The organism is Serratia sp. OS31, assembly GCF_014164835.1.
Taxonomy (GTDB): domain Bacteria; phylum Pseudomonadota; class Gammaproteobacteria; order Enterobacterales; family Enterobacteriaceae; genus Serratia; species Serratia liquefaciens_A.
Genome location: NZ_JACJFQ010000037.1, coordinates 25,050 through 44,480 on the forward strand (window position 1 = coordinate 25,050; position 19,431 = coordinate 44,480).

General features: G+C 56.9%; 19 protein-coding genes. 9 read left to right on the top strand and 10 right to left on the bottom strand.

Annotated elements, in window-relative coordinates:
- Window positions 1–3: 3 nt before the first annotated feature.
- From modC to H5P17_RS22860, 9 genes are all read right to left on the bottom strand, one after another.
- Window positions 4–1,071 carry a molybdenum ABC transporter ATP-binding protein ModC gene (gene modC, locus H5P17_RS22820; protein ID WP_182825383.1) on the bottom strand — a complete coding sequence of 356 codons (1,068 nt, stop codon included), beginning with the start codon at window positions 1,069–1,071 and terminating at the stop codon, window positions 4–6.
- On the bottom strand, window positions 1,071–1,760 hold the full coding sequence (modB, locus tag H5P17_RS22825) for a molybdate ABC transporter permease subunit (protein ID WP_044548956.1): 690 nt from the start codon (window positions 1,758–1,760) through the stop codon (window positions 1,071–1,073). Before modB ends, modC begins: the two co-directional genes overlap by 1 nt.
- Complete coding sequence (gene modA / locus H5P17_RS22830) at window positions 1,757–2,530, bottom strand: molybdate ABC transporter substrate-binding protein (RefSeq protein ID WP_182825385.1); 774 nt, start codon at window positions 2,528–2,530, stop codon at window positions 1,757–1,759. The genes modB and modA overlap by 4 nt, the downstream gene beginning before the upstream one ends.
- A 162-nt stretch (window positions 2,531–2,692) precedes the next feature.
- A complete protein-coding gene (locus H5P17_RS22835; protein ID WP_020825707.1) occupies window positions 2,693–2,842 on the bottom strand; it encodes an AcrZ family multidrug efflux pump-associated protein in 150 nt (49 codons plus the stop codon).
- Window positions 2,843–3,011: 169 nt separating this feature from the next.
- Window positions 3,012–3,797, bottom strand: coding sequence for an ABC transporter ATP-binding protein (locus H5P17_RS22840; protein ID WP_182825387.1), 786 nt, complete (start codon window positions 3,795–3,797; stop codon window positions 3,012–3,014).
- Window positions 3,794–4,825, bottom strand: a complete 1,032-nt coding sequence (locus tag H5P17_RS22845; RefSeq protein ID WP_182825389.1) for an iron ABC transporter permease — start codon at window positions 4,823–4,825, stop codon at window positions 3,794–3,796. The genes H5P17_RS22840 and H5P17_RS22845 overlap by 4 nt, the downstream gene beginning before the upstream one ends.
- 1 nt (window position 4,826) lies before the next feature.
- Window positions 4,827–5,582 (bottom strand): trans-aconitate 2-methyltransferase, encoded by a 756-nt coding sequence (locus tag H5P17_RS22850; RefSeq protein WP_044548950.1) that lies wholly within the window; start codon window positions 5,580–5,582, stop codon window positions 4,827–4,829.
- Between the two features lies 1 nt (window position 5,583).
- Window positions 5,584–6,579, bottom strand: coding sequence for an ABC transporter substrate-binding protein (locus H5P17_RS22855; RefSeq protein WP_182825391.1), 996 nt, complete (start codon window positions 6,577–6,579; stop codon window positions 5,584–5,586).
- 7 nt (window positions 6,580–6,586) lie between these two features.
- Window positions 6,587–8,752: a TonB-dependent siderophore receptor gene (locus tag H5P17_RS22860; protein WP_182825393.1), complete on the bottom strand. Its 2,166-nt coding sequence runs from the start codon at window positions 8,750–8,752 to the stop codon at window positions 6,587–6,589.
- Between the two features lie 195 nt (window positions 8,753–8,947).
- Between H5P17_RS22860 and modE the strand changes: the two genes are divergently transcribed.
- The 9 genes from modE (at window position 8,948) to gpmA (ending at window position 18,005) form a co-directional block, all read left to right on the top strand.
- Entirely contained in the window at window positions 8,948–9,739 is a 792-nt protein-coding gene (gene modE / locus H5P17_RS22865; RefSeq protein WP_182825395.1) for a molybdenum-dependent transcriptional regulator, read from the top strand.
- A 90-nt stretch (window positions 9,740–9,829) separates the two neighbouring features.
- Window positions 9,830–11,302 carry a molybdate ABC transporter ATP-binding protein ModF gene (modF, locus tag H5P17_RS22870; RefSeq protein WP_182825397.1) on the top strand — a complete coding sequence of 491 codons (1,473 nt, stop codon included), beginning with the start codon at window positions 9,830–9,832 and terminating at the stop codon, window positions 11,300–11,302.
- Between the two features lie 131 nt (window positions 11,303–11,433).
- On the top strand, window positions 11,434–12,006 hold the full coding sequence (locus H5P17_RS22875; protein WP_044548942.1) for a cysteine hydrolase family protein: 573 nt from the start codon (window positions 11,434–11,436) through the stop codon (window positions 12,004–12,006).
- Window positions 12,007–12,159: 153 nt separating this feature from the next.
- Window positions 12,160–12,981: a CPBP family intramembrane glutamic endopeptidase gene (locus H5P17_RS22880; protein ID WP_044548940.1), complete on the top strand. Its 822-nt coding sequence runs from the start codon at window positions 12,160–12,162 to the stop codon at window positions 12,979–12,981.
- Window positions 12,982–13,266: 285 nt separating this feature from the next.
- Window positions 13,267–14,319, top strand: a complete 1,053-nt coding sequence (gene galT, locus H5P17_RS22885; RefSeq protein ID WP_182825405.1) for a galactose-1-phosphate uridylyltransferase — start codon at window positions 13,267–13,269, stop codon at window positions 14,317–14,319.
- On the top strand, window positions 14,316–15,467 hold the full coding sequence (gene galK, locus H5P17_RS22890; protein ID WP_182825399.1) for a galactokinase: 1,152 nt from the start codon (window positions 14,316–14,318) through the stop codon (window positions 15,465–15,467). Before galT ends, galK begins: the two co-directional genes overlap by 4 nt.
- Window positions 15,461–16,504, top strand: coding sequence for a galactose-1-epimerase (gene galM, locus H5P17_RS22895; RefSeq protein WP_182825401.1), 1,044 nt, complete (start codon window positions 15,461–15,463; stop codon window positions 16,502–16,504). Before galK ends, galM begins: the two co-directional genes overlap by 7 nt.
- Before the next feature lie 196 nt (window positions 16,505–16,700).
- Window positions 16,701–17,039, top strand: coding sequence for a PsiF family protein (locus H5P17_RS22900; RefSeq protein WP_020825694.1), 339 nt, complete (start codon window positions 16,701–16,703; stop codon window positions 17,037–17,039).
- 213 nt (window positions 17,040–17,252) lie between these two features.
- Window positions 17,253–18,005 carry a 2,3-diphosphoglycerate-dependent phosphoglycerate mutase gene (gene gpmA / locus H5P17_RS22905; RefSeq protein WP_004941818.1) on the top strand — a complete coding sequence of 251 codons (753 nt, stop codon included), beginning with the start codon at window positions 17,253–17,255 and terminating at the stop codon, window positions 18,003–18,005.
- A 73-nt stretch (window positions 18,006–18,078) separates the two neighbouring features.
- Here the strand turns inward: gpmA and H5P17_RS22910 are convergent, their stop codons facing one another.
- Entirely contained in the window at window positions 18,079–19,230 is a 1,152-nt protein-coding gene (locus tag H5P17_RS22910; RefSeq protein WP_182825403.1) for a YjgN family protein, read from the bottom strand.
- Window positions 19,231–19,431 lie beyond the last annotated feature (201 nt).

Genomic DNA, 19,431 nt, shown 5'->3' on the forward strand with positions numbered 1-19,431 from the left:
TATTTAACGCGCTTCGCGGCTGATCGACACGCTTTTCACCTGCGCATACAACCATTGACCAGGGCGGATCGCCAGCTCATCACGCGCCCACGGCGTAATACGTGCCCACAACACGCTCTCCCCCACCGCCAGTTTCACCTCCACCTGTCCATCCACGTCCAGGCATTCGGTGACTTTGGCCGGCAGTACGTTGCGGATACTGCTGTTGACCGGTGGTTGCAGCACCAATGAAACATCGGCGGCGTTGATTCGGATACGCAGTTGAGCACCCAAGGCGGCATCGACCCCGCTGACCCACAGGCGTTGGTCGCCCAGCGCCAGGGCCGTCATGGCGTAGCGCGCATGATGTTCAATCACGCTGACGCGCAGCACGCTGCTTTGATCTTCACGCTGCAACCATGGTCGCAATGCGCTGCTGGCCCATACTTCTTCCAGCCCGCCAAATGCCCTGACCTGACCGTTATCCAGCACCATCACCTGCTCTGCCAGTCGCAGAATTTCATCCATGCTGTGGCTGACGTAAAGGATCGGCGTATTGACGTCCTGCGCCAACCGCTCCAGATACGGCAGCAGTTCGCGTTTGCGCGGCAGGTCCAGCGACGCCAGTGGTTCATCCATTAACAGCAACTCCGGCGCGGTCAATAAAGCACGGCCAATCGCCACCCGCTGTTTTTCGCCGCCGGACAGCGTCAACGGCAGGCGGTTGAGCAAGGGCCCGATGCCCAGCAGTTCAACAATATTGTCGAACTGCGCACGCATGCTGGTCGCCATACCGTATTGCAGGTTGCCGCGTACCCGATAATGCGGGAACAGGCGCGCGTCCTGAAACACGTAGCCAATCCGCCGCTTCTCCGGTGGCAGGCACAGGCCGCTGGCGGTATCCACCAGCGTACGGTCATTCAGCACAATACGGCCTTGCTGCAGGCGCGTCAGGCCGCCAATGGCATTGATTAAGGACGTTTTACCCGCGCCGGACAGGCCAAAAATCGCGGTGATGCCCTGAGCGGGCAGATCGGCGCGCACGTTAAGGTTTAAATCCCCAAGGCGTTGCGAGAAATCCAGCTCCAGCATTATACGCCCATCCGTTTACGGCCCCAGCGGGCCAGCCACTCGGACACCATCAGTGAAACCAACGACAGCACTATGGCTATCACGCACAGGCGCGCGGCGGCGGCTTCAGCCCCCGGCGTTTCAATCAGGGTATACATCGCCAGCGGTATGGTGCGCGTCTCGCCGGGAATGTTGGAAACAAAGGTAATGGTGGCGCCGAACTCGCCCAGAGAACGGGCAAAGGCCAATACCACACCGACAATCACGCCGGGCAGCGACAGCGGCAGCGTGATGGTGAAAAACACCCGCCACGGGTTGGCGCCCAGGGTGCGGGCTGCCTGCTCGAGCCGGGTATCCACCGCCTCCAGCGCCAACCGGATGGCCCGCACCATCAGCGGAAACGCCACCACGGCGGAAGCCAGCGCCGCACCGCGCCAGCTAAAGCTGAAACTGAAGCCAAACCAGTCATACAGCCATTCGCCAATCACGCCACGCCGCCCCATGGCGATCAGCAATAAATAGCCGACCACCACCGGCGGCAGTACCAGCGGCAGGTGAATAATACTGTCCAGCAGCGATTTACCCGGGAAACGGCAGCGTACCAGCACCCAGGCCATCAGAATGCCAAAGGGTAAACTGCACACCACCGCCAGGGCGGACACTTTCAGGCTCAGTTCAACGGCCTGCCACTCGTACTCACTCAGGATCATTTACGCGGGGAGAATCCATAATGTTTGAAAATAGCAGCCGCTTCCGGGCTCTTCAGGTAACTGTAGAACGCGCTGACGGCCAGAGTTTGATGCCCTTTAACTATCGCCATCGGGTATTCCACCGGTTTGTGGCTGTCTTCCGGGAAGATGGCCACCACGCTGACTTTATCACTGGCTACCGCGTCTGAGCCATAAACAATGCCTAACGGCGCTTCGCCGCGTTCTACCAGTGCCATGGCGCTGCGTACGTTGTTGGCCCGTGCCAGCTTAGGCTCCAGCGCGGTCCAGGCACCGAGATTCTGCAGCGCTTCCTTGGCATAAATGCCGGCAGGCACGTGGTCCGGATCGCCCACCGACAGGCGGCCGCCATTGAGCAGTTTTGTCCAGTCGGTTTGCTTGTCGAGCGTGATTTTAGCCGGTTTGGCATCTTTTGCGGCGATCAGCACCAGTTCGTTCCCCAACAGGGTATATCGGGTGTCTTTGACCATTTGCTGCTTGTCGATGGCGTAATCCATCCACTGCTGATCGGCAGAGATAAACAGATCGGCCGGTGCGCCCTGCTCAATCTGGCGCGCCAACGTGGAAGAGGAGGCGAATGAGGAAACCACCTGCACATCCTTGCCCTTCTGGTATTGGGTCGCGATATCCTGCAGCGCGTTCGTCAGCGAGGCGGCCGCAAAAACGGTGACTTTATCCGCTGCCGATGCCTGCATGACCATACCGGATGCCAATACGATACCGCCGACCCACTTAGTCCATTGCTGTTTCATTGTTTTCTCCGCAAGTTAACGTGCATTATCACTCTTCGTTATATAAAAAATAATATAACGTCGCGCAGAAGCTTGTCATGCGGTTTATCGGCAGGGTGTGAGATATCTTGAGAAACACCTGCCGAACGACGCCGGCAGGCTTAAAAAGGGGACGGGTAACGATCAGTGCTGGGTGCGGTTTTCTTTCGAACGGCCCACTTTGGAGAAAATGTTGAACACTTCCGCCAAACCGTAGATCAGGCCGAGGATGATGGCCATCACCACCGGAACCATGACCACAGCGAACAGCAAACTTTTCAATAAATCCAACATGGTAGCCTCACTTAACTGCCCATTGAGCGGTAATGAACACCGCCACGTACATTCCAGTTTAAACCAAAAAACCGACTAAAACGGGGTTATTTTAAAGACTGTGCAGAATTTGTAACCGGCCAAACGTGCCATTTGTGCTCCGGTGCCGCCTTTCGACCTGCGGTGAACGCTATTGAACAGGGTAATAGATCAGCGGCGCGGCGTAATCGCTAATCGCAACCAGCCGAGCCTCTACGCCATAAACCTTGTCTATCGTCTCCGATGTCAGCACCTGCTGCGGGGGGCCGAAGGCGTGCAAACCTCCCTGCTTTAACAACATCAGCCGGTCACAGTAGCAGGCCGCCAAATTCAGGTCGTGCAGCGAAACCACTACGCTGATGCCCAGCCGCCGCAATAACGCCATAAACTGCTGCTGATGGGCAATATCCAGATGGTTGGCAGGCTCGTCCAATAATAGCCATGGCGTTTGTTGCGCCAGCGCGCGTGCCAGATGAACGCGTTGCTGTTCCCCGCCGGACAGCTGTTGCCATTCACGATCGGCCAGGTGCGAAATACCGACCTGCTCCATCGCCTGCCCGGCAATGCGATAATCTTCCGCGCTGAACCCTGCCCAGCGACTGGCGTAAACCAGACGCCCGAGCAACACCACGTCTTTCACCGGAATGGCAAACGCACCGGGCCCGGACTGTTCGAGGAAAGTCATGCGCCTGGCTCGTTCGCGCCCTTTCAGTGAGGCAATGTCGGTTTGCTGCAGATATACCCGGCCACGGCTGGGAGGGATCAATCCCGCCAGCAACTTGAGCAGCGTGGATTTTCCGCTGCCGTTGACGCCGAGCACGCCGGTAATTTCACCGGGCCGGGCGTGAAAACTGAGGTTATTCAGCACCACCCTTTCTGCCGTTGACCACCCCAACCCTTCGGCGCGCAGTCCCGATAACCCGATTTCAGCGATCATGCGTTTATTTTCCGATACAGCAAGGTGAGGAATACCGGGACACCCAACAACGCGGTCAAGACGCCCACCGGCAGTTCACGCGGTTCAAACAAAGTTCTGGCCAGGGTGTCCGCCGCGACGGCAAACAAAGCGCCGCACAGCGCGCTGGCCGGCAGCAGCACCCGGTGACGCGGCCCGACCAACAGTCTGGCGACGTGCGGCACCGTCAGCCCAATAAACCCCACCGCGCCGCTGAAGGCGACGATAACGGCCGTCAGCGCCATGGTAATGCCGTACAGCAGCAGTTTCAGCGGCGCCACCGCCACGCCCAACGACGCCGCGGTCAGGCCGCCGAACGCCAATGCGTCCAGCTCGCCCGCTTTCATCCAGCAAATCGCCAGTGCCGCCGCCAGCAGCAGAGCGCAAAGCCCCACCTGCGACCAGCGGGCGTCGCTGAAGGATCCCAGTAGCCAGAACATCACACCACGCGTGGCGTTAGCGTCCGCTTGCCACAGGGTAATCAGCGAGGTCAGTGCCGAAAGCAGTTGCGTGACCGCGACCCCCGCCAAAATAAACAGCGATGACTCGGCGTTCAGGGAACGCCCGGCGAGCAGTAAAACCAGGGCAAAGGCCCCGGCCGCACCGATAAATGCCCCGCCAGACACCGACAGCAGACCGCCGCCGAGCCCCAACACCAGCACCAGAACGGCGCCCACGCCCGCCCCGGAAGAGATCCCCAACACCCAGGGATCGGCCAATGGGTTGCGCGTCAGCGATTGCAGGACGGTGCCGGCCAACGCCAGACCGGCCCCCGCCACCGCGGCCAACAGCGCCCTGGGCAGTCTCAATGACCAGATTATCCGTTGATAAATCTCGCTACCGTCGTCGGCGTTAACGCCAGGGGCAGACAAAATACGCCACGCGTCATGCAGCGATATTGGCGCCGGTCCGTACAACGAGGCACCGAGCAAAAATAGCGGCAACGCCAGCGCCAGCATGCACAACCAGCCACCTGAACGCCTCGCCCCCCGGCGTACCGTTCCGTTCATACTATTTCCAGCCTGCAATCACGTAGTCATCCAGCAGTTGCCAGACCGGCCCGACCTCGGTAAACCCCGCCTGCGTCAGGCTGGCAAGTTGGAAGTCCAATGCCGTCGCCGGAGGGACAGGACGCCCGGCGAACAGGTTTTCCCGCTGTTGCCGATATTGCGCCAGCTCCGGCAGTTGCTGCACCTTGTCAAACCACCGATCCCAGTCTTCGACGCCGTTTCGCCAGGCCCGTTGTTGCGTCTGGTTATCGTGCAGTTCAGCCAACGTTTTAACGCGTGGCTGCCGATGGTCGTAACGCTGGTGGTCAGCATTCAGAAATACGCCCCCCGTGGGTAGCAGTTCGGCGATGTTTCGATACAGCACCGTCAGCTGTTCCGGCATTAACCAGTGCAGCGCCGTGCTGGAAACCGCCGCGTCAGGCGTTGCCCCTTCAAGCGATGAGAAACACTCAGGATCGGCGAGATCGGCCTGAATGATGCGGATCCTGTCGCCATAGTCCGCCAGGGCGCCGCGGGCGATGGCCAACAGTAACGGATCGAGATCCATCGCCGTCACTTTAGCCTGCGGGAAACGTTGAAGGATGCGCAGGCTTAGCGATCCCGGCCCACAGGCCAAATCGAGCACGTGAAAATCCTCGCCGACCGAAAGCGCTAACACGTCGAGTTGGGCATTGAAACGCGCTTCTCGTTCGGCGATGTAAGCGCCCTGCTGTTGATCCCACGAGGTCAGCAGTGAGGAGAATGAAAGAGAGGACATATCAGGGTTCCTTTTTGGGAATGGGTGATCCTAAGGCCTGTTGCTGCAGGCCCTGAATTAAACGTTGCAAAGCCGCCAGGGTACGTACCGAGGGATCCAGATCGTAGCCGGGCAAAATGACATAGCGTTTTTGGCGCACGGCGCGCAGGGTTGAGGTAAGAGGGTGATGCTCCAGAAAATGGATCTTGTCTTTGGCACTGTCGCCGAGGCCGCCACGGGGCAAATCGCCCAGCACAATCACGTCGGGATCGCGGGCAACAATGGTTTCCCAGGATACGGTGGGCCAAAGCTCGCGCAGGTCGCCAAACAGATTTTGACTGCCAATCTGACGGGTCAGCAGTGCCGGTGCCCCGCAGCATCCCGCCACATAAGGGGTTTGCGTACCGGCATACCACCAAAGTAGCCGCTGGCGAGGCAAGGTTCCCGCCTCTCGATCCAGCGTCCACAGTTGGGACCGAAGCGTCTCGATTAACCTGTCGGCATCGCCCGTGACGTTAAAAATCCGGGCAATATCACGCAGTTCGGCAAAAATACTTTCGAAGCTCGCCGAGCGGCTTACGGCGCTTTGTTGGCCACTGCAAACGTCAGGCGAGAGATAGGTGGCGATTCCCCACTCCGTCAGCCGATCGCGATTGGGCGTTTCCGGGCTGTTAAACCAGTAGTAACTGGCCGAATAGACAAAATCCGGATTGAGCAACAGCAAAGGTTCCGCCGCAGGCGGCGCGGCGGCTGACAGTTTGCTCAATGCCTTGCCCCATTTCGCCGCAGACGGGGCCGTATCCTGCGCGTAGTCATAACCGATGATGCCGACGATGCGTTGTGCCAACCCCAGCGCCAGCATGTTTTCCAACGCGGGATTGGCGTAAACCAGCACGCGCTCAGGCACCGCCGGGTAACGGTACGGCTGGCCGCAGTTGTTGAGGGTGACGGCGCCGGTCTGTGCCAGCGCGTTAAACGACAGGCCCAGCGCCACCAGCAGGCAGATTATCGGCTGCATGGCGGGATCAGAACCTCACCGAAATAAAGCTTTCGTAAGTGCGCGATGGCGCAATTAGCACCTGATCCGGGTATGTACGTTGATAGGCATACAACTGGTTGGTGACGTTTCTGATACGCACGCCCACACCCACGGACCGGGTGATCTGATAGTCGGTCGCCAGATCGAGCGTGGTATAGGACGGCATTTTACGCTGGTTGGCGTCGTCGTTATAACTGCTGCCCACGTAGCGTAGCGATGAGGTGAGCCCCCACTGCTCCGTCGGCATATAACGTGCCGTGAGGTTGGCGGTCCAGTCAGGGATGTAGGCCGGGCGATTGCCGTTATAGCTGCGCAACGGGCTGCCGCCACGGTATTCATCGTAACGGGCATGGGTGTAGGCCGCATTGGCAGCCAGCTCCAACCGATCGGTTGGACGCAGCATCAGGTTAACTTCCACACCGCGCGAAGTCTGCCGGCCGACGGCATTTAGCGTATCCGGCTGCTGCGCATTGGGCACGAACAGGTTGTCCTTGCGCAGCTCGTACAGTGCCAGCGTGGCTTCTCCCTTGTTATCCCAAAACTGTCCCTTGGCACCGACTTCCCATTGGCGTACCTGGGTCAGCGGCAGGCTGGTTTGCGCCGGGCTTAAAAAGAACAGATCGTTGCCAGGCTCCTGGCCGGTAGTGTAGTTGGCGTAAATATTGAGGTTATCGGTCAACGCATAGCTGGGGCCAAGGCTCCAGACGCTGAAGGCGTAGGTTTGCGAGGAGCGCTCTTCTTGCGGCCCCTGAAAATGCCAATCCATCTCCATATGGTTGTAGCGTAACTGACCCAGCAGGGTTAAACGCTCCGTCAGGTTGAAGCGGTCTTCCAAAAAGGCGGCGTACTGGTTTTGCGTAACGCGACGAACCGGAGAACGTTGGCTATCGGTGCCCTGAGAAAAACTTTCTCTGATCGGTGCCTGCAGGGGAACCTCTTCGGAACCGGGGAAGCCGTTGGAGTAATACTGAAAGCGGCGTTTACTCAGGTCAATGCCGACAATAAACCGGTTATCGAAGCCGCCCAGCGGCCGGTCGAACACCAGGGAACTGCGGTTGCCGATCAGGTCATCATCGTGGGCCAGCGCCCCGAACGAATCGCGATTGACATAGCCGGGCTGGGTGGCCGCCGAGACGCGAAAGCGTTCCACATTGCGCCATTCGCGAAAACCGCTGTAGTAGTAAAACTGATTATGCAGCTCAATTTCGGGTGTGGTGAACCAGTCCAGGCCGGCCTGAAACGACGTGGCGTTGCTCTGGATACGGCTGTCGGTCAGGTTGTTGTAGTTGATATCGCGCAGCTCGCGAGCCACCTTCCCTTCCACCAGCGGCGTGCCGTAGTAAGGGTTGTTGGTGCGATTGAGCATGCGATCCAGGCTTAACGTCAGCAGGGCATTATCAGACAGTTTAAACAGCAGCGCGCCGGATACCCGTTTCTGTTTGTCACGCTCATATTGCACATTGGTGCCGCTGTCGCTGCCGCTGACGTCCAAACGGTAAGCCGCCACATCGTCCAGTAACGTACCGCCCGCCCCCAGGTGCAGGCGCTGGCTGTTATAACTCGACAGGCCATAGTCGAGCTCGATGGGCTGGCGGCTGAAGGTAGGCTGGCGCGAAAGCAGATTGACGCTGCCGCCGGCGGCGCTCAGGCCATTGAGCACCGATCCGGGGCCGCGCAACACTTCTACACTGCCATAATGAGAAGGATCCGCTAGCTGAAGGGTGCTGCCCGGCGTTTCGACGCCGTTATACAGCCAGGACACCGGCCTGAAACCGCGTAACGAAAAATTGTTGCTGAGCGTGGGTGAAGCCACGCCTGACATGCCTGTCGCGTGCTCGACAACGTCGGCGAGCGTTTTGTCACCCCGCTGCCCAATAGCTTGTGCGCTGATAACCTCAATACTGCGCGGCGTTTCTTTGCTGGTCAGGCCCAGACGCGATGCCGAACGGGCGACCACATCCAGCGAGCCATAGGTGCTCTGGGGCTGGCTGGATGCCTGCACGGTTAAGCTGTCTTCGCAACCTGATGACTTTTCGGTTTTGTCGCAAGCGCCGACGGCCAGCGCGGCGTTCGGCAGGCTTAACAGCAAAGCGGTAATCAGGTAATAAGGTGGTTTTTTGGGCGTGACGAAACCCAGACGTGCAGCACTCATTTACAGCATCCCTTTGGTGAAATAAAAACCCGCCGTGGCCGGCATCAATCATTATATTTTTTGTTATGTTATAACATTTCAATTATTGAAGGCCAGTTTTTATTGTTACCGAGCCCTGACTGTAGCCGACGCATCCTTTGGCGCTTTGCGGTTAAATCGGCGACAATAAGGCTTTTGCAGCCGACAGGACGCGTTATGCAGGCCGAAATTCTTCTTACCCTAAAACTTCAGCAGAAGCTGTTCGCCGACCCGCGCCGCATCGCGCTGCTGAAACAGGTCCGGCACACCGGCTCCATCAGCCAGGGCGCCAAACTGGCGGGCATCAGCTACAAAAGTGCCTGGGACGCGATTAACGAAATGAACCAGCTGGCGGAACAGACGGTGGTGGAACGTGCGACCGGCGGCAAAGGCGGTGGCGGTGCGCAGGTGACTCGCTACGGTGAGCGGTTGATCCAGCTTTACGATCTGCTCGGGCAGATCCAACAAAAAGCCTTCGACGTGCTGCAACAGGACGAGTTGCCTCTCGATAGCCTGTTAGCGGCAATCTCGCGTTTCTCGCTGCAAACCAGTGCCCGCAACCAGTTCTTTGGCACCGTGATCGAACGCGATCACCAGCAGGTGCAGCAGCATCTGGATATTCTGCTTAACGACGGCAAAACCCGTCTCAGCGCGGCCATCACCCAACAGAGCGCCGATCGGCTGCAGCTATCCCCCGGAAAGGAAGTGCTGGCGCTGATTAAAGCCCCCTGGGTAAAACTGAATACCGATCCGGCCCTGGTCGGCGCTGCGGACAACGCATTGGCGGGCGTGGTCGCCAGCATTCAACCGGGCACCGATCACAGCGAAGTGCTGGTCACGCTGACGGGCGGTGAAACCCTGTGCGCCACCGTGAGCAACGCCGAACTGCAGCAGCTTAAACTGCGCCCCGGCAACCCGGTGCACGCCCTGTTTAACGCCGATCGGGTGATTGTCGCCACGTTGTGCTAAACGCAACGTGACGTTGCATTTTTGCCGATTGACATCGCTCCGCAATGCGCCTATTTCTAAACAAAATAATTGCATAAAAAGGAACAGGTGATGCCGTCGTTGCACATTTCGCAAGGTTCATTTCGCTTAAGCGATACCCGTACCCTGACGCTGGAGGCCCTGGACGTTCAGGCCGGCGACAGCTGGGCCTTTGTCGGCGCCAACGGCAGCGGCAAATCCGCGCTGGCACGCGCGCTGGCGGATGAACTGGTGCTGCTTAGCGGCGAGCGCCGCAGCGATTTCAGCCATGCGGTACGCATCTCTTTCGAACAATTGCAAAAGCTGGTCAGCGACGAATGGCAACGTAACAATACCGACCTGCTCAGCCCCGGCGAGGAAGATACCGGACGCACCGCGGAGGAAATTATTCAGGATGAGGTCAAAGATCCCGCACGCTGTGCGCAACTGGCCGAACAGTTCGGCATTACCCCGCTGTTGTCACGTCGCTTTAAATACCTTTCTACCGGCGAAACGCGCAAAACCCTGCTGTGCCGGGCGCTGATGCCGCAGCCCGATTTACTGATCCTGGATGAGCCTTTCGATGGGCTGGACGTGAATTCACGCGCTCAGTTGGCTGCGCTGTTGAATGACCTCTCCGCGCATGGCTATACCCTGGTGCTGGTGCTCAATCGCTTTGACGAAGTACCTGACTTTATCCGTAACGTAGGCGTGCTGGCCGATTGCACCCTGGCAAGCCAGGGGACGCGCCGACAGGTGATGGCGGAAGCATTGGTGGCGCAACTGGCGCACAGCGAAAATCTGGATGGCCTGGCGCTGCCGGAAACCGAAGATCCAGCGCAGAAAACCACGCTGCCGGCGGATCAACCGTTAATTATCCTGCGCGACGGGAGGGTCAGCTACAACGATCGAGCTATTCTCAATCACCTCGACTGGCAGGTTAATCCCGGCGAACACTGGCAGATCGTCGGCCCGAACGGGGCCGGTAAATCGACGCTGCTCAGCCTGATCACCGGCGATCATCCTCAGGGGTACAGCAACGATCTTACCCTGTTCGGCCGCCGCCGCGGCAGCGGGGAAACCATCTGGGATATCAAACGCCATATCGGCTACGTCAGCAGCAGCCTGCATCTGGATTACCGCGTCAGCAGCAGCGTGCGCAACGTGATCCTGTCCGGCTTCTTCGATTCGATCGGCATTTACCAGGCGGTATCCGATCGCCAACGGCAATTGGCCGACCAGTGGCTGGCGCTGCTGGGGCTGGGCGGTACAAACGGCGAAGCCCCCTTCCACAGCCTTTCCTGGGGCCAGCAACGGTTAGCGCTGATCGCCCGCGCGCTGGTCAAGCATCCGGCGCTGTTGATCCTCGACGAGCCGCTGCAGGGGCTGGATCCGCTCAATCGTCAGTTGGTCCGTCGCTTTGTCGACGTGTTGATCGGCCAAGGGGCAACCCAACTGCTGTTTGTCTCCCACCATGCGGAAGACGCGCCGCAAAGTATTACTCACCGCCTGAGCTTTGTCCCTGACAGCGACGGCTACCGTTATCAGTTGGATAGGCTGGTCTGAAATCCTCGAGACCCCGCACGGATGGGTAGCCCCACTACTCATCCGATGACATATCCGGCAACACTTCCTCTGTAACACATCACATTTGGCCTTTTATCATAAAGGGTAAAGGATCCGCTTCTGGAGACACCATGTCCGCCGCACTGATTATTATCGATCTTATCGACGATCTGATTGGCCCCAAAGGGCGTGCAAATCATTGCCGTGAACAGGTGTTGGCGCAAAACCTGATTGCCAACACCAACGCCGCCGCGGCTTACGCCCGGGTACGTAAAATTCCGGTGATTTGGGTGCGCGTCGGTTTTGCCGACGATTACCACGACATTCCCGCTCACTCTCCGCTGTTTAGCCACCTGAAACAGATTGGGGCACTGCGCCTGAGCAGCCCCGGTTGCCAATGGGATAAGGATTTGCAGGTGCTGCCAACGGATATTCAGTTCGAAAAGAACGGCGTTGGCGCCTTTGCCGGTAACAATTTGTTAGCCTGGCTGCAGCAGCATCGCTGCCACCATTTGTTGCTGGGCGGGGTCAGTACCCCGCTGGCGATCGAAAGCACCGCAAGACAGGCGCACGACGCCGGTTTTCAGGTGACCGTCTTGCAGGACTTATGCGCTGCTCCGACGCAGGAAATCCACCAGCAGAGTCTGGATATCCTGCAGAACCTGGCAGAAATCACCCGTTCGCAGGCCTGGATGAAGGGTTAACCGCACGATTTTACCCACTGCACCGACCTTTACCGTCATTTCGCTGTGCTACTATCCGGGATAGTGCCCAACTCACCGATCATTCGCACACCGATAAAGCAATGATTGCCTTCGGTAATGGGTACCGTGTGCATATTTTAAAGGGACATTGTTATGTGGGGCGTACTGGCTTCTTCGTTATTCTTTTTGCCATTTAACCGGCTTATTGCCTGGTTGATTTTGGCCGCATCGGCGGGGATGGGCATGTACCACGCGGTACTCACCCCGCTCAGCCTGACGTGCTTACTAGGTATTGCCGCTCTCGCGGGGCTGCGACACCATTTTCGGGCACAGCGTAATCTGGCTGTGCCACTTGAAGCGTTGGTGGTTTTAAGCTGTGTGGCGCTATTCCTGCACCTGGTGCCGGGGATCAATAACCAATTGATGATCGACGGCGATAAAGCAGGCCCGTTAAGTGCCCCTTTCACCATGTATTACAACTTTGACAAGGCTATAGTGCCCTTCCTGTTGTTTGCCTGTTTGCCGACGTTATTTAAACTCGACAAGCCGGATAAAAGCGTAGGCACCTCTGCCTGGACGGCGCTGATTATCAGCGTTCCGGCCTTGCTGTTGCTGGCGGTGGCGCTCGGCGGCCTTAAAATAGAGCTGCATACCCCAGCCTGGATCCTGCCGTTTATCATGGCCAACCTGTTCTTTGTCTGCATGGCTGAAGAAGCGCTGTTCCGTGGTTATCTGCAGCAACGGCTTAGCCAATGGTTGGGAGCCTGGCCGGCACTGATTATTGCCGCGCTGATTTTTGGCGCCGCGCATCTGGCCGGTGGCATGCTGATGGTCATTTTCGCCACGCTTGCCGGGTTGATTTACGGCCTGGCGTGGATGTGGAGTGGCCGCTTGTGGGTGCCGATATTATTCCACTTCGGGCTGAATCTGACCCATCTGCTGCTATTCACTTACCCGCTGTACCAGCATTCCTGATCGCCATGACCGGCAGGTGAACGCCTGCCGGTCATGGGTGTGAAAACGCTATCACTCGCTGCCTGACACCCACTTTCCCAGCTTTAGCCGTTCGACACTGCCAGCGGTTTCTCACTTGTATCACGTAGTGTAAACGATTCCATTTTTCGCTCTGGATCACCTTTTTCCCCTGTGGGACGTGCTATCTTTTTGCTCATAGTTATCCATTTGTATGAGTCAAGGGCAGGTTAGCGGCAGATGAAAGCGATTACACCGCGCCGCATCGCCCGAGAAAAAGGAACCGCCATGACGGATTTTAACCCCGTAGATCATCCCCATCGCCGCTACAACCCGCTGACCGGCCAATGGGTATTGGTCTCGCCGCACCGTGCCAAACGGCCGTGGCAAGGCCAGCAGGAGTCCACACAGCAAGAAACGTTGCCACAGCACGATCCCGACTGCTTCCTCTGCCCAGGCAACACCCGTGTTACCGGCGATAAAAACCCGAACTATCAGGACACCTACGTGTTCACCAACGACTTTGCCGCGCTGATGACGGACACCCCGCAGGCACCGGAAAGTCAGGATCCGTTGATGCGCTGCCAGAGTGCCCGTGGCACCAGCCGGGTGATTTGTTTCTCGCCCGATCACAGCAAAACCCTGCCGGAATTGCCGCTGCCAGCGTTGGAACGGGTGATTGCCGCCTGGCAGGAACAGACCGCCGATCTGGGGCGCAGCTATCCGTGGGTGCAGGTTTTTGAAAACAAGGGCGCCGCGATGGGGTGCTCTAATCCGCATCCGCATGGGCAGGTTTGGGCCAACAGCTTCTTACCGAACGAAGTCGAGCATGAGGATCGTCTGCAGCGCGAGTATTTCCAACGGCACCACTCCGCGATGCTGTCGGATTACACCCAGCGCGAACAGGCTGACGGCAGCCGTACGGTAGTGGAAACCGAGCACTGGCTGGCCGTGGTGCCCTATTGGGCGGCCTGGCCGTTTGAAACGCTGTTGTTGCCAAAGAGTTCGGTACAGCGCATTACCGATCTCAGCGCCGAACAGAGCCGCGACCTGGCCGTGGCGCTGAAAAAACTGACCAGCCGTTACGACAACCTGTTCCAGTGCTCCTTCCCCTATTCCATGGGCTGGCACGGAGCCCCGTTTAACGACGCGGATAACCGCCACTGGCAACTACACGCCCACTTCTATCCACCGCTGCTGCGTTCCGCCACGGTGCGTAAATTTATGGTGGGTTACGAGATGCTGGCAGAAACCCAGCGCGATTTGACTGCAGAACAGGCCGCAGAGCGCCTGCGCGCCGTCAGCGATGTTCATTACCGTGAAGCCGGAGCCCAACAATGAGTTTAAAGAACCTTACCCACACCCTTTTTACCGAACGTTTTGGCTACGCGCCCGCACTGACTATCCAGGCCCCGGGCCGGGTGAACCTGATCGGCGAGCATACCGACTATAACGACGGTTTTGTGCTGCCGTGCGCCATCGATTACCAGACGGTGATCGCCTGCGCCAAACGCGACGATCGTCAGATCCGGGTGATCGCCGCCGATTACGATGCCCAGCAGGATCTCTTTTCGCTCGACGATCCGATCGTCAGCCATCCGAGCCAACGCTGGTCAGACTATGTACGCGGCGTGATTAAGCACCTGCAGCAGCGCAACAGCGATTTTGGCGGTGCGGATCTGGTGATTGCCGGCAACGTGCCGCAGGGGGCCGGCCTCAGTTCTTCCGCCTCTTTGGAGGTCGCCGTTGGCCAGGCCATGCAGTCGCTGTATGCCCTGCCGCTGGATGGCGTAGCGCTGGCCCTCAATGGTCAAGAAGCGGAGAACCAGTTTGTCGGCTGTAACTGCGGGATTATGGATCAACTGATTTCCGCGCTCGGCGAACGGGATCATGCTTTGCTGATCGACTGCCGAACGCTGGAAATCCGCGCGGTATCGGTGCCGGAAGATGTCGCGGTGGTGATCATCAATTCCAATGTGAAACGCGGTTTGGTAGACAGCGAATACAACACCCGCCGCAAGCAGTGTGAGGAAGCCGCGCGCTTCTTCGGTGTCAAAGCGCTGCGCGATGTCAGCCCGGATCTGTTTTTCCCGATCCAGAATGAGCTGGATCCGATCGTCGCCAAACGAGCGCGTCATGTGATCAGCGAAAACGATCGTACACTTGCTGCTGCCGATGCGCTGGCCGCCGGTGATATGAAGCTGATGGGCAAACTGATGGCGGAGTCGCACGCCTCGATGCGCGATGATTTTGAAATTACCGTGCCGCCGATCGACCGGCTGGTGGAGATCGTCAAAGCCGTTATCGGCGACCGCGGCGGCGTACGCATGACCGGCGGCGGTTTTGGCGGCTGTATCGTGGCGCTGATGCCACAGGCGCTGGTCGAGCCGGTTCGTGAGGCAGTAGCACGCGAATACCCGCTGCAAACCCAGGGGCTGAAAGAAACCTTTTACGTCTGTAAGGCGTCAGAGGGGGCCGGCAGATGCTGAGCGACAGCCAAACGTTGGCCCCTGACGGCCAGCCCTACCAATTGACGCAGCTGAAAAACGCCGGCGGAATGACGGTAACGCTGATGGATTGGGGCGCTACCTGGCTCTCAGCGGTATTGCCGCTGAAATCGGGCAAAACGCGCGAGTTGCTGCTGGGCTGTCGCACCCCAGCAGACTACCTGAATCAGGCTGCCTACCTTGGCGCTACCGTCGGGCGCTATGCCAACCGCATCGCGCACGCCAGCCTGCAGATTGATGGCAAACCGCATCCGCTGGTCGCCAATCAGGGGGAACACCAACTGCACGGTGGGCCGGAGGGCTTTAATGCCCGCCGCTGGCGCATTACCCAGCAGGATCAGCAGCAGGTGAGCTACGCCTTGCATTCGCCAGAAGGTGACCAGGGTTTTCCCGGCAATCTTGACGTTCAGGTCAACTATCGACTTACCGCCGACAATCGACTGGAAATCAGCTATCAGGCGCGGGCCGACCGCGCCTGCCCGGTCAATTTAACCAACCACGCCTACTTCAACCTCGACGGCGCCGGAACCGACGCCCGCCATCAGCGGCTACAGCTGTTTGCCGACCGCTATCTGCCGGTCGACAGCGAAGGGATCCCCTGTGCCGATCTTACCCCGGTGGCAGACAGCGGCATGGACTTCCGCCAGCCAAAAACGCTGCTGCAGGATTTTTTGAGCGATCGCTGTCAACAGCGGGTAAAAGGCTACGATCATGCCTTTTTGCTGCATCGCACCTGTGGCGCATTGGACTGCCCGGCGGCCCATCTTTGGTCAGCTGATGGCCAGGTTCAAATGAGCGTCTTCACCAGTGCACCGGCTTTGCAGCTCTACAGCGGCAACTATCTGAGCGGAACCCCGGCGCGCGAAGGCGGCAGCTACGCCAATTACGCCGGCGTAGCGCTGGAAAGCGAGTTTTTGCCGGACAGTCCGAACCACCCGGAATGGCCGCAGCCCGACTGTTGGCTACAGCCGGGGCAGCAATACCTGAGCGCCACCCATTATCAGTTTTATCCTATCTGACCCGCTACGCCCCTTGCCACGCGGCGAGGGGCCGTTTGTTATAAATGCTTACCTTTTTACCCCACTGCCGCGCCGGGGGCTGCCTTTCCTTATTCCAAAGCGCGCACTAGAATCAGGCTACGGTGATAAGCACAACACCTTGTGCAACGTCACAATTTTCGGCCACCCCGGCCGGCCAATAGCTGAAGGAACACCTATGCGTCTGATTACTGCACTTCCATTACTGGCGGGTTTACTGCTGAGCACCAATCTGATGGCTGCCGAGACCGCAGCAAAAACGCCATCACCGGCACAGGCCGCGCAGCAGAAACGCATGACCGATTGTAATCAACAGGCCACCAGCAAAACGCTGAAAGGCGCGGATCGCTCTACCTTTATGAGCACCTGCCTGAAATCCGAAGGCACCGCTGCGACCAAAACGCTGACTCCGCAGCAGCAGAAAATGAAAACCTGTAACGCCGACGCCAAAACCAAAAGCCTGAAGGGCGACGAGCGCAAAACCTTTATGAGCAATTGCCTGAAAAAAGCGGCCTGATTACCCTTCCCCACGGCACGGCCGAATCTCCCTTCGCCGTGCCACACTCCCTGTACGCACCAGCCTGATCGATTCAGCTTTTCCTCAGAACAGCACTTACTTTGCGGCAAGAAATTGGCTATGGTTAAACACTATCGATTGCCGAGGCCCCGGCCGCGGCAATATAATGATTTTCGTTATCATTGAAATGTCAGATTATTAAGGAGTTAAGCTATGGCTGTAACTAAGCTGGTTCTGGTGCGTCACGGCGAAAGCCAGTGGAACAACGAAAACCGCTTCACCGGTTGGTATGATGTTGATTTGTCCGACAAAGGCCGCACCGAAGCGAAAGCAGCAGGCAAACTGTTGAAAGACGAAGGTTTTTCTTTTGACTTTGCTTACACCTCCGTACTGAAGCGCGCTATCCACACCCTGTGGAACATTCTGGACGAACTGGATCAGGCCTGGCTGCCGACTGAGAAATCCTGGAAACTGAACGAACGCCACTACGGCGCGCTGCAGGGTCTGAACAAGGCTGAAACCGCAGAAAAATACGGTGACGAGCAGGTTAAGCAATGGCGTCGCGGCTTCGCCGTTACTCCACCAGAGCTGACCAAAGATGACGAACGTTACCCAGGCCACGATCCACGTTATTCCGCGCTGACCGAGAAAGAGCTGCCGCTGACCGAGAGCCTGGCGCTGACCATCGATCGCGTGATCCCTTACTGGGACGAAGAAATTCTACCACGCATCAAAAGCGGCGAGCGCGTTATCGTTGCTGCACACGGCAACTCCCTGCGTGCACTGGTGAAATACCTGGATAACCTGAGCGAAGACGAGATCCTCGAGCTGAACATCCCAACCGGCGTGCCGTTGGTGTATGAATTTGACGAGAACTTCAAGCCAATCAAACGTTACTACCTGGGCAATGCCGACGAGATCGCTGCCAAAGCGGCCGCCGTGGCAAACCAGGGTAAAGCGAAGTAATTTTCGCTGGTTGATCCAAAAAGCCCCCGGTTTTGGCCGGGGGCTTTTTTCATTCAGCATAACGATTTACCTGTTATGCCATGGTTACTATTTCAACCTTTGCGCTGTTGGCCGTCATCTGATGAGTTTCAATATCCAGCTTTGATAGGTCGCCTTCTACCGCTATGCGGTCTGCTAAATATCGAACCAATCTGACTTTCGCTACCGGTAAAGCAAACCCCAGGGAGAACAAGACCATGAAACCATTGCTGAGCAGCAACCACATATACGGCAACGTCTTGACCGAAGAGTGGAACCTGATATTCATATCCAACGTTGTTTGGTTACAAAGGTAATTGCGGCTGGCCACGGTAAAATAACTACCGGCAATCAGAAAGCCGAAAAATAATACCAACAGACTCAAAAACAGAGTACCGACGCTACCCCGAACCAGCAGCAATATTTCCGATATGTTCCCTGCTGCCACGGCATGATAGAGTGAAATAAAAAATGTTCTGGCAAATAGCAGTGAGAAAATCAGGAACACTATGCTAATAAACCCGCTAATCAGAGAAAATTTGATAAACGAAAATTTTTTCAACTTGGCGATGAACGGCCTATGGCCAAAATACATATTATTGACACACAGTTCATATTGTAATGTACTAATAATACCGTTGATCAGTGCGAATGAAGGCGCTAGCAATATGACTAAGGTTAATGACATAACGCTATCGCCAAAAATACTACTGATACCGACTAATACCGCTAACGCGATATAAACTCCAGCGCTCAACAGAACTGGGCACAGCATTAAAACCCAATAAGCACGCCTTATCTGGCAAATATAATTAAAACGGATACCACGATAACTTGACATGGCGGCATTATAGCGCCAGCCAAGAACGATCCCCCAAGGGATCAGGGCCATCAACAACAGCAATGCTACGAACCCAAATTTTGGTGCCGTTTTCAATAACAAATAGAAAACAACGATGCCACTAATCACCAACAACCTTCCGATAAGAATTTGCAGTGGCTTCGCATGGTAATCAAATCTCTTGCCGTCCAATTCTGTATTGGTATAAAAGTATCGCCGCTCGCGCACCGTTGCCCAAGCGGAATAGATCCCCAATGTTATCGTTATTAAAAATACGTTAGTCAACCAAAGGGAAAAGTACTCGCCACTCTTGCCATGGAAATTTATGCGATGCAGCCCTTGTGACTGCGAGTTGTTGTCAGCCATAACCCTTTCATCCTGAAAGTAATAAAAAACGTTCCATGTCCCCTAATAAATAAAGGGAACAGCTTAGTAGAATAGAGAAAGCGAGCTATATAATCATAACTTTCAGATAGCATCAAATGATTTTTGATAAATTCAAGAAGATAAAAAGTGAAAGAAACACACGGACAAACAATAAAAATTACCGATGGTTTATTTTTAAAT